Below are 8,156 nucleotides of genomic sequence, written 5' to 3'. Positions count from 1 at the left end.
CGGCACCACCGGCGCCCCCGCGGCGACGAGCGCCACCGCCACGGCGAGCACCACGCGCGTCGCCCAGGGATCCTCGTTCACCGTCAAGGTCACCGGCCTCACCGCCGGTGAGCAGGTGAAGGCGGTGCTGCACAGCCAGCCCCTCACCATCACCGGTATCCCCGCCGCCGACGCCTCCGGAACGGTGACCTTCCGCGTGAACGTGCCCGGCGACTTCGCCACCGGCGCACACACCCTCGAGGTCACCCGCGCCGACGGCACCGCCCTGATACCCCTCGCCATCGAGGTGGTCACCGCCGGCAGCCTCGCCGCCACCGGCGCCGGGGTTCCCTTCGCCGCAGCCTTCCTCGGTATCAGCGCGCTGATCGCCGGAGCCGTGCTGCTCATCAGCCGCCGCCGCACGCGCCGCGCCTGAGCATCGACGACGACATCCCGCGCGGGCCGCACGGCTCGCGCGGGATGTCGTCGTTCCGGACGCCGCTTCCGTGGTCTGCGTCGCGCGATCGCGGTCGTTCCGCTCGCCCCACGGGTGGGCATCGGTCGCGACGTGGCGCAGGGGTGCTGGTGATGTCCGCGGTGATACCGGGTGAGGTCACCGGTGAATGGGACCCGGCCGAGCCGCGCACCCCGGTGGCGCAGCGTCCCGCGCGATCCCGTGCGCCGCGATAGTCGGTGTGTGACCGACGCGCTCTCCCGCCTGTCTCCGGCCGCCCCCTCGCGTCGCCGTGCGATGAAGGGCGCGCCGAGATGACGTCATCCCTCCCCCACATCGTCATGCTCACCAACGCCGTCGCACCCGACAAGTTGGGCGGCCTCGAGCGCTACGTGCGCGAGCTGTCCCGCGGCCTCGTCGCCACCGGCGCGTCCGTCACCGTCATCGCCAAGCGCACCGCCGATGACCAGGCCGACGACGAGATCACCGCCGACGGTGTGCGCGTCCGCCGCTACAGCCCGCCGCCCAAGACCGACCCTCTGTTCGCCGTGCGGTACGCGGGAGTCATCACGCGCGGTGTGCGCGCGCACCTCGAGTCGGCGATCGCCGACGGCGGTTCGCGTCGCACGGTTCTGCACGGGCACTTCCCCGTCCCCCTGCTCGGGCCGGCACGATCGCGCAGGCCCTACGTGTACACGTGCCACGCGCCCGTCCATCGCGAGCTGCTGTCCGAGCGCCGGGGGTCGTACGCCCTCCCCCGCCCCGTCCGCGCCGCCGCGGTCGGCGGCCTGCGCGCGTCCGAGCGCTTCGTGCTCCAACGCGCACACGCGCTCGTCACGCTCAGTTCCTTCGTGCGCGACGAGGTCGCCGCACTCGACGCCCGCTGCGGCGAACGCGTCGTGCAGATCCCGGGCGGGCTCGACACCGACTGGTTCCACCCCGCCCCGGCCGGCCCCCGGCGGACCGATCCTCGAGCCCCCGTCCTCTTCACGGCACGGCGGCTGGTCGAGCGCACCGGTGTCGATGCCCTCGTCGAAGCGATGCCCGCGGTCCTCGCCCAGGCGCCTGCGGCGCGTCTGGACATCGCCGGGTCGGGGCCCCTCGCCGACGCGCTGGCGCGCCGTATCGACGAACTCGGCCTCACCGCGAACGTGCGCCTGCTCGGCCGTATCGACGAGACGGATCTGCGCGAGCACTACCGCGACGCCGACCTCGCCCTCACCCCCACCCGGGCGCTTGAGGGCTTCGGCCTGTCCACCGCCGAGGCGCTCGCCTGCGGCACCCTCGCCGTGGTGACCCCGGTCGGCGCCAACCCCGAGCTCGTATCCGGCCTCGCGCCTGTCCTGGTCGCGCGCGGTGCCGGCCCCGGCGACATCGCCGCCGCCATCCTCGCGGTCCTGCGCGACCCCGCCCGGGATGCCCTGCGCTCACGCGCCCGGGCGCACGTTCACCCGCATTGGGCGTGGTCGCACGTCGTCGACCGCCACCTCGAGCTGTACGACCGCGTTCCCACCGCACGATGACGCCGCGCATCCTCGCCCTGGTTCCCACGATCAGCCCGCAGCGGGTCGCCGCAGCGGGTCCGTGGCTCCGCGCGTTCCGAGCCGAGGGCATCGATCTGCGCATCGTCGCCAACGCCGCTTCCGTCGCCGCCGGCGCGTCGTCGTGCGAGGTGCCGGTGATCGATTCGCGAGCGAATCCGGGCTTCGCGCGTTCGATCCGTGCGGCGGTCGACGCGGTCGACGACGGCGACTGGATCGTCCTTCTCAACGACGACCTCGTCGTCCCCGATACGGCTCCCGCCCGCATCCGCGCGGCCCTGCGCGACACCTCGTCCGCAGAGGCGCCCGGTGCGGCGGACATCGTCTACTTCGACCCCGAACCCGAACGCCCCCTGCCCGGGCGCTGGGGCGTCTTCGCCTCGCTCTCGCTGCTGGAGCCCGTCCTGAACCGGGTGCCGCACCCGACGAGAGGCCGCGGCGACCGCCCCGGGTACAAGTCCTTCAGCGCGGTGGCGGTGCGCCGCCGCACGTGGACGGAGCTGGGGGGACTCGACCCCCGCTTCGTCTTCTGCTTCGAGGACGCCTTCTTCGTCCGCGCCCACCTGGCCCGCGGCGGCAGCCTCCCCCGCGCGGTCGACGTGGGCATCGCGCACCACAAGTCCTCGACGACCTCGCGCCACATCGCGCGCGTGCTCCCCGCCGTCGCCTTCTCGGCGCGCTCGTATCTCGCCGCGGTGGGAACGCCCGGGCGCGCGGCCGACGCCATCGTCGTCGCCGCCCTGCTGGTCCGCGCGCCCCTCGCGCTGTTCGGTTCGGCCGCTCCGCGCGATCATCTGCGCGGCATCGTCCGCGCGATCGGTGCCGTGCTGCGCCGTCGCGAACCCTCCCTCCCCTCCTATGACACGCTCTGACCCCGTTCCCGGGGCGGGATGGATGCCGATCGCCGCCGCCGCGCTCGACGTCCGGGGACACGCGGCGTTCGATCCTCGCGTCGAGATCGTCCTCCTCCCCGTCGACGGCGGCGAGCCCCTGGCCCTGTTCGGGGACGGCGCCCGTGTCTGGCGGTCTCTGATCGGGGCGCTCCCGACGGCGGACGAGGATCTTCCGGCCGACGACCTCGGAATCGTGCGCGACCTCTCGTCCGCGGGGCTCGCCGTCTTCGCCGCGGGCCACCCCGATGCCGTCCGATCCCTGGAGACACCCCGCTACCCCTCGCCGTTGCACGAGCTCGTCCACGTCGTGGTCGCGCGGGTCGCGGAGCGTCGCAGCATCCGGTGCGTGTTCGTCAAAGGCCCCGAGCTGCGCCATCAGGGGCTGCGCGAGCGCGGACACTCCGGCGACGTCGACGTCTGGTGCGAGCCGCGGCGGTGGGTCGAGCTCGTGGCCGCGCTCGGTTCGCTCGGGTGGTCGCGCGAGCCCGATCCCTGGTGGGGCACTCCCGTCGGGCATTCCGCGACGCTCGCACCTCTCGATTGGGGATGCCAGATCGACGTGCATCGACGGATGCCGGGGATGACGATCGACGACGACGAGGCGTTCGCGCGCGTCTTCGACGCCTGCGAATCCGTCCGTGTCGCGGGCCGATCCGTCCGCGTGCCGGCCCGTGACGCTCACGCGGTGATCGCGGCCCTGCACGCCGCGCGGCCCGAGGTCGGACGCGGCGCCTCGCCGTCCGGCCTCGACCTCGCCTCCGATCTGCTGCGCCGTCTGGACGACCCGGTCGGGGCCTGCGAACGTCTGACGGCGGTCCCGGCGCTGCGTGAGGCTCTGCTGCGGGCCGTGCCGGATGCCGAGCTCCCCTCGGACCGGGGCGTTCCCCGCGATTGGGCGTGGCGCGACCGTCCCGATCGGGCGAGGGCGTACTTCGCGGCTCTCGGCGAGTACGGTCTGCGCGCCCGCGCGACCCTGCTGTGGCGACTCGTGTGGCCCTCGGCCGAGGTGGCGATCGAGTCGGCGCGGCGCGCGGGCTACGCCGGCGAGGGGCCGCTCCGCGCGCGACTGCACCGCGTGCTCCGGGGCGTGCGCGGTCTGCTCACGGGGCGGGTCGCGCGGCGCTGACGATCGCCGACTGGCGCTCAGCCGAGACGGACGCCGTCGACGCGCGCGCGGGCGGGCGCGAGGTCGATCATCGCGTCATCCGGTCCCCCGGCAACGGGCGGCGACGGGCGCCGCGCCGTCGCCTCGGCGACCAGGACGAACAGGGGAACGAGGAAGCACGCCGACAGCGGTCCCCATCCGGTGAAGCGCAGCGTCGTCTCGGTGGCGCATAGCGCGAGAAGGCCCAGCAGGAAGGCACCCCCGACAAGCAGCTCCCGGCGCGGACCCAGACTGTCCGCGCCGCGCCACGCGACCAGCAGGACGACGACGACGCCGGCGACGGCGACCAGCCCACCGGTCACGAGCGTCGTCAGCAGCGTGTTGTGGGCGTGACTGGCGGCCGTCGACAGCGCCCGCGAGAGCTCGGCGTAATGGTCCGCGTAGAAGTAGGCGCCCCGCCCCCAGAGCCAGTGGCCGTCGAGCAGACCGATGTTGTACATCCAGATCTCACCGCGATACGTGTAGGCCGCGGGGTCGGTCTCGGTGAACGGGATCTGCACCACGAACACCGCGATCACGGCGAGACCGACCGGCAGCACCAGACGGAACACCACGCGCGGCAGCACCCAGCCGAGCAGCACCGCGGCGAGGATCACGCAGGCGCCGAACAGCGCGGTGCGCGACGACGACAGCACCAGCGCCCACGCGATCGGCAGCACCAACGCCCACCGCACGACGAACCGCCGCTCGAGGAAGGCGAAGGGCAGGGATGCCGCGAGGAACAGGCCGAAGGTGTTCGAGTGCGAGAAGATCCCCGCGAGCAGGGGGGCGCCCGTGAGGGATTTCTCGGCGTGCGCCAGACCCGCCGACATGAGGACGCGCTCCGGGTCGACGGCCATGCCGATCAACGAGACGACGGCGACCAGGGCGCCGATCCGGCCGAGCAGGACCAGATCGGACCATTTCACCCGCAGGGTGATGACGAGAGCACCGGCGAGTGCGGGCAGCAGCAAAGCCGGGCCGACCGGACGGTCGTGGGCGAACTCGTCGGCGACCGCGACGATCGACGGCAGGGCGACCACGCCGAGAGGGATCGCATCGACCCGCGACCAGAGCATCGCCCCCAGCAGCACGGCGACCGCGACCAGGGGGATCACGGCGTTCGCGGTGGCGGTGGCGGCCTCCACCAGGGGACGCGGGGCGGTGACGGCACCCTCGACGTAGTGGGCCCGGTCCGTGGTCAAGGCCTCGACCACCGGTTCGGCGAGCGACGCGAGCGCGAGCAGCAGGACGGCCGCCCTGCGTCGGCGCGACTGCCGACCTCGCCCCCGGCGCTCGTCGCGTCGACGTCCGGCGCTGACGCGGGTGCTCGCTAGCCTGCTCATCGCCCGAAAGCTACAACCCGAGGAGACGCTGCGTGCCCACGCTCGATTCCGTCGCGCCCGGGCGAGGCGGCGCGTTGGCTCTCCTCGCGGCGCAGTGGGGCAAGTACGCCGTGCAGGTGGGCGGGATCGTCCTGCTCGCGCGTCTGATCTCCCCCGCCGACTTCGGGCTCGTATCGCTCGGGCTCGCCCTCGCCGGCTTCGCTGCCGTCCTCGGCGACTTCGGTCTGAGCCTCGCCGCGCTCCGGGCCCCCGTCCTCTCGCCCGCGCAGCGCGACCTGCTGTTCTGGATCAACACCGCCGTCGGGGTGGGGGCTGCGGCGGTGGTCGCCGCGGCGGCCCTGCCCGCGGGCTCCGCCTTCGGCGACGAGCGCCTCACGACGGTGCTCCTCCTTCTCGCGCCGGCGTTCGCGCTGCGCTCCGCGAGCGTCCAGTACCGCGTCGAGCTCAACCGGTCGGGGCGTCTCGGCACCCTGGCGGTGGTCGAGTTCGCGGGCGACGGGCTGGGCCTGGTCGTCGCCGCGACCCTGGCGGTCGCCGGGTACGGCGTCTTCGGGCTGTCCCTGCAGGGCGCGATCGCGGCGGGCGTGACGCTGGTGGCCGCCGTCGCCTACGCCGGATGGATGCCACGACCGCCCCGTCGGGGAGTACCCATCCGCCGTCTGCTGTCGTTCGGAGGCAACACCTTCGTCGTGCATCTGCTGAACTACACGTCGTCGAACATCGGCACGATGACCGTGGGCGCCGCATCCGGGGCCGGAGTACTGGGTTTGTTCAGCCGGGCGAACCAGCTGGTGAATCTGCCTCTCGAGCAACTGGCCAGCCCGCTGACCCGTATCGTCATCCCCGCGCTGAGCCGCGCGCCGGACGCCGCCGACGTGCAGCGACGCCTGGCGAGCTTCCAGGTCCTGCTGTGCGTCCCCGTGCTCGGGTACATCAGCCTGCTCGCGTCGACGGCGGACCCCGCCATCCACCTCGTTCTGGGAGCGGAGTGGCGACCGGCGGCGGCGTTCGTGCCCGTGTTCGCGATCGGTGCGGTGTTCCAGACGGTGGGGTACGTCGGCTACTGGGCATTCGTCGCACGGGGCCGTCCCGGGCTGCTGCTCGGCGCCGAGGCGGCGGGACGAGGGGTCATGATCGCCCTCGCCGTCGCGTGGGCGCCGCTGGGCCCGCTCTGGGTGGCGGGCGCGATCGCTCTCGGGCACGCGGTCGTGTGGGCGGGCTCGACGTTCGTCTTCCTCCCCCGGGCGGGGATCTCGGGCCTGCGTCTCGCCGGGTCCGCCACCCGCATCCTGACCGTGTTCCTCGCCGCCTGGGCGGCGGCCACGGCGATCGATCTCTCGGCCGTGTCCACCTGGGATCCCCTGCCGCGCCTTCTCGTCCTCGTCGCCGCGTGGGGTGCGACCGCGGCGGCGGCGACCGCTCTGTTCGCCCGCGCCGACCTCGCCGTGATCCGCGGGTTCATCCGTCCCTCCCGCCCGACCGGCGACTGAACGCGCGGCGACGATCCGACACGCTCGGGGGGACCGGCGAGGAGAGACATGCACATCGCGAGCGTGACGCGCAGCGTGCCGTACAACGGCATCCCGCACGCGGGCGGAGACTACGTGCTGCGCCACGCGCGGGCTCTGCGCGAGCTGGGCCACACTCTGACGTTCATCGCTCCCGACACCGACGAGAACCGTCGCGCAATGGCGCGCGGGGTTCCCGCCGACGCCGTCATCCTCTATCCCGCCCGGTCGCTCTCGCACCCCGGTCCCATCGAACGACTGAGGCGTCGACTCTCTCCCGCCCGCGTGGGACGCGACGAGCACCGCGGACTCTCACGATCGACCGGTGCTCGTGCCGCTCTCGCGACGGCCGACGTCGTGGAGTACCAGTGGACCCAGGCAGCGGACCTGGGCGGGGTGATCGCGCGGTTCGCGGCGCCGCACGCGCGAACGATGCTGGTGCTGCACGACGTCATGACCCAGCAGGTGACGCGGCAGCGCGACGGTGGACGGGGCGGCCTACCGGCGCGCGCGATCCGTTCGCTCAAGGTCGCGCTCGTGCGGCGCGCGGAACGACGGGCGATCTCGCGCGTCGACACGGTGATCGTCTTCAGCGAGAAAGACGCGGCGATGGCGCGCACGCTCGCTCCGCCGGCCGTCGTCGTCGAGGTCGTGCGCCCGCCTCTGGCCGGCGGCGTCGCCGACGTCACGCCTCGCCACGCCGACGGACGCGACGATTCCCGCCCGTTCGAGGTGCTCTACGTCGGGTGGTTCCGCCGCGCCGACAACGCCCGCGCCGCGCTCTGGCTGTGTCGAGAGGTGTGGCCCCGCATCCGCGCGGTGCACCCCGACGCGCGCCTCACCCTCGCGGGGGCGGATCCGACCGCCGAGATGCGGGTTCTGGCATCGCTCGGCTCCGGCATCGAGATCACGGGCTACCAGCCGAGTCTCGACGCGTTCTACGCCCGGGCCGACGTGGCCGCCGTCCCCGTCCGCGACGGTGCGGGGGTCAAGTTCAAGACCGTGCTCGCGATGCTCTGGCAGCTCCCCGTCATCTCGACCCCGGTGGGGCTCGAGGGCATCACCGACGACCCCGACCTGGTGTGGGGGCGGGCCGACACCCCGGCTGCATTCGCCGACGCCCTCCTGGCCGCCGCGGCGCGACCCCAGGCCGCGGCGCGCGTCGCACGTGCCGCCCGACGCTGGGCGTCGCACGAATTCTCGGAAGAGACGTTCCGCCGCTCGCTCGGGCGCATCCTGAGCCCTCCCTCTCCCCCGTCCCCTCGCCCCCCGGAGTGCCCGTGAACGCCGT

General features: G+C 73.7%; 7 protein-coding genes. 6 read left to right on the top strand and 1 reads right to left on the bottom strand.

What is annotated here, in order from left to right; translation table 11 throughout:
* From DBR36_RS02730 to DBR36_RS02715, 4 genes are all read left to right on the top strand, one after another.
* On the top strand, positions 1-415 hold a 415-nt coding region (locus DBR36_RS02730; RefSeq protein WP_146185182.1), incomplete at its 5' end, for an LPXTG cell wall anchor domain-containing protein.
* Between the two features lie 332 nt (positions 416-747).
* Entirely contained in the window at positions 748-1,956 is a 1,209-nt protein-coding gene (locus tag DBR36_RS02725) for a glycosyltransferase family 4 protein (RefSeq protein WP_108317457.1), read from the top strand.
* A complete protein-coding gene (locus DBR36_RS02720; RefSeq protein ID WP_108317456.1) occupies positions 1,953-2,846 on the top strand; it encodes a hypothetical protein in 894 nt (297 codons plus the stop codon). The genes DBR36_RS02725 and DBR36_RS02720 overlap by 4 nt, the downstream gene beginning before the upstream one ends.
* Entirely contained in the window at positions 2,833-3,993 is a 1,161-nt protein-coding gene (locus DBR36_RS02715) for a nucleotidyltransferase family protein (RefSeq protein WP_108317455.1), read from the top strand. The genes DBR36_RS02720 and DBR36_RS02715 overlap by 14 nt, the downstream gene beginning before the upstream one ends.
* A gap of 17 nt (positions 3,994-4,010) precedes the next feature.
* Here DBR36_RS02715 and DBR36_RS02710 read toward each other — a convergent pair whose 3' ends face one another.
* A complete protein-coding gene (locus DBR36_RS02710; protein ID WP_108317454.1) occupies positions 4,011-5,357 on the bottom strand; it encodes an O-antigen ligase in 1,347 nt (448 codons plus the stop codon).
* Positions 5,358-5,389: 32 nt separating this feature from the next.
* Here DBR36_RS02710 and DBR36_RS02705 point away from each other — a divergent pair, with 32 nt between their 5' ends.
* Together DBR36_RS02705 and DBR36_RS02700 are read left to right on the top strand one after the other, a co-directional pair.
* Positions 5,390-6,847 (top strand): oligosaccharide flippase family protein, encoded by a 1,458-nt coding sequence (locus tag DBR36_RS02705; RefSeq protein WP_108317453.1) that lies wholly within the window; start codon positions 5,390-5,392, stop codon positions 6,845-6,847.
* Positions 6,848-6,895: 48 nt separating this feature from the next.
* Positions 6,896-8,149, top strand: coding sequence for a glycosyltransferase (locus tag DBR36_RS02700; RefSeq protein WP_108317452.1), 1,254 nt, complete (start codon positions 6,896-6,898; stop codon positions 8,147-8,149).
* Positions 8,150-8,156: the final 7 nt, after the last annotated feature.

Origin of the sequence: Microbacterium sp. HMWF026 (assembly GCF_003061325.1) — a bacterium.
Taxonomy (GTDB): domain Bacteria; phylum Actinomycetota; class Actinomycetes; order Actinomycetales; family Microbacteriaceae; genus Microbacterium; species Microbacterium testaceum_E.
Note: the sequence above shows the minus strand (reverse complement) of the source record. Positions and strands in the feature narration are given on the sequence as shown.

What these genes read in the sequence shown, in the direction of transcription:
- DBR36_RS02725 (WP_108317457.1), top strand. Translation starts at nt 748, where the DNA reads ATGACGTCATCCCTCCCCCACATCGTCATGCTCACCAACGCCGTCGCA.
- DBR36_RS02720 (WP_108317456.1), top strand. Translation starts at nt 1,953, where the DNA reads ATGACGCCGCGCATCCTCGCCCTGGTTCCCACGATCAGCCCGCAGCGG.
- DBR36_RS02715 (WP_108317455.1), top strand. Translation starts at nt 2,833, where the DNA reads ATGACACGCTCTGACCCCGTTCCCGGGGCGGGATGGATGCCGATCGCC.
- DBR36_RS02710 (WP_108317454.1), bottom strand. Translation starts at nt 5,357, where the DNA reads ATGAGCAGGCTAGCGAGCACCCGCGTCAGCGCCGGACGTCGACGCGAC.
- DBR36_RS02700 (WP_108317452.1), top strand. Translation starts at nt 6,896, where the DNA reads ATGCACATCGCGAGCGTGACGCGCAGCGTGCCGTACAACGGCATCCCG.